This is a genomic window from Stenotrophomonas sp. PS02298 (assembly GCF_029959445.1).
In the GTDB taxonomy this organism is placed as follows: domain Bacteria; phylum Pseudomonadota; class Gammaproteobacteria; order Xanthomonadales; family Xanthomonadaceae; genus Stenotrophomonas.
This window is the reverse complement of sequence record NZ_JASCOR010000303.1, coordinates 1-1,904: the sequence shown is the minus strand read 5'-3', so window position 1 is coordinate 1,904 and position 1,904 is coordinate 1. Positions and strand designations below refer to the sequence as shown.

The following is a 1,904-nucleotide window of genomic DNA, read 5'->3' as shown; positions in this document are numbered from 1 at the left end:
GCCGAGCCATGCTCGGCAGAAGCGTTACCGGTAAACCCCGCCGTCGTGCATTGCTGGGAAGGCCCCTTGCCGAGCATGGCTCGGCACTACAGTTGCATTGCTGGGAAAGGCCCTGCCGAGCATGGCTCGGCACTACATCCTGCTTCTGTGTGACCGCGCGGCTACAATATGGGCCCGCTTCCGCTTCCCCCTGCCTCCCCATGTCTTCTGATCTGCTGCCCGTACGCCGGGCTCTGCTGTCCGTTTCCGACAAGACCGGCCTGATCGATCTGGCCCGTGCCCTGGCTGCCCGCAACGTCGAGCTGCTGTCCACCGGCGGCACCGCCAAGGCGATCCGCGAGGCCGGCCTGCCGGTCAAGGACGTGTCCGATGTCACCGGCTTCCCGGAAATGATGGACGGCCGGGTCAAGACCCTGCATCCGATGGTGCACGGCGGCCTGCTCGGCCGCGCCGGCACCGATGACGCGGTGATGGCAGAACACGGCATCGACGCGATCGATCTGCTGGTACTGAACCTGTACCCGTTCGAATCGGTCACCGCCAAGGCCGACTGCACGCTCGCCGACGCAGTCGAGAACATCGACATCGGCGGCCCGGCGATGCTGCGCAGCGCGGCCAAGAACTTCGCCCGCGTCGCCGTGGCGACCAGCCCGGACCAGTACGACGCACTGTTGGCCGAACTCGCCAGCAACGACGGCAAGCTGTCCGCCGCCAAGCGCTTCGAGCTGTCGGTGGCCGCGTTCAACCGCGTCGCCCAGTACGACGCGGCGATCAGCAACTACCTGTCGGCCGTGACTGACACCAGCGCTTCGGTGCCGGTGCGCAATGAGTACCCGGCGCAGATGAATTCTTCTTTCATCAAGGTCATGGACCTGCGTTACGGCGAGAACCCGCACCAGAGCGGCGTGTTCTACCGCGACCTGTATCCGGTGCCGGGCACCTTGGCCACCTTCGTGCAGCTGCAGGGCAAGGAACTGAGCTACAACAACCTGGCTGATGCCGATGCCGCATGGGAATGCGTGCGTCAGTTCGACGTGCCGGCCTGCGTCATCGTCAAGCACGCCAATCCGTGTGGCGTGGCCGTGGCTGCCGATGTCGGCGCCGCTTACGAGATGGCCTACAACACCGACCCGACCAGCGCCTTCGGCGGCATCCTCGCCTTCAACCGCACGCTGGACGCAGCCACCGCCAAGACCATCCTCGACCGCCAGTTCGTCGAAGTGCTGATCGCACCGGATTACGAGCCGGCAGCGCTGGACTACGCCACCAAGAAAGCCAATGTGCGCGTGCTGCGCATCCCGGCCGGTGATGCACGCAACAACTACGACACCAAGCGCATCGGTTCGGGCCTGCTGATCCAGAGCGCCGACAACCGCAGCATGAGCGCCGACGAACTGAAGACCGTCACCCAGCGCGCGCCGACCGCGGCTGAAACGCGCGACCTGCTGTTCGCCTGGCGCGTGGCCAAGTACGTCAAGTCCAATGCGATTGTCTATGCCAAGGACGAGCGCACCATCGGTGTTGGTGCTGGCCAGATGAGCCGCGTCTACTCGGCCCGCATCGCCGGCATCAAGGCGGCGGATGCAGGGCTGGTGGTACCGGGCTCGGTGATGGCATCGGATGCATTCTTCCCGTTCCGTGATGGCCTGGATGCCGCAGCCGAAGCCGGTATCACCGCGGTGATCCAGCCGGGCGGCTCGATGCGTGACAACGAAGTGATTGCCGCTGCCGACGAACATGGCATCGCCATGGTGTTCACCGGCGTGCGCCACTTCCGTCACTGATTCCGTCACCGAGAGCTGGCACATGGCGACCAGGGTTTTCCCGCGTTTGATTTCCCTGCTCGCCGTCGCCCCGCAGGGGTGGTGGCCGCCCGGGGCCCCCCCCCCCCCCCCCCCCGCGGG

General features: G+C 66.0%; 1 protein-coding gene. It reads left to right on the top strand.

Features of this window, described 5'->3' with window-relative positions:
* Window positions 1-200: 200 nt before the first annotated feature.
* Window positions 201-1,784 (top strand): bifunctional phosphoribosylaminoimidazolecarboxamide formyltransferase/IMP cyclohydrolase, encoded by a 1,584-nt coding sequence (purH, locus tag QMX78_RS21260; RefSeq protein WP_282273416.1) that lies wholly within the window; start codon window positions 201-203, stop codon window positions 1,782-1,784.
* The last annotated feature ends 120 nt before the right edge of the window (window positions 1,785-1,904 follow it).

Coding starts and splice junctions, on each gene's coding strand:
- purH (WP_282273416.1), top strand. CDS start 201: ATGTCTTCTGATCTGCTGCCCGTACGCCGGGCTCTGCTGTCCGTTTCC.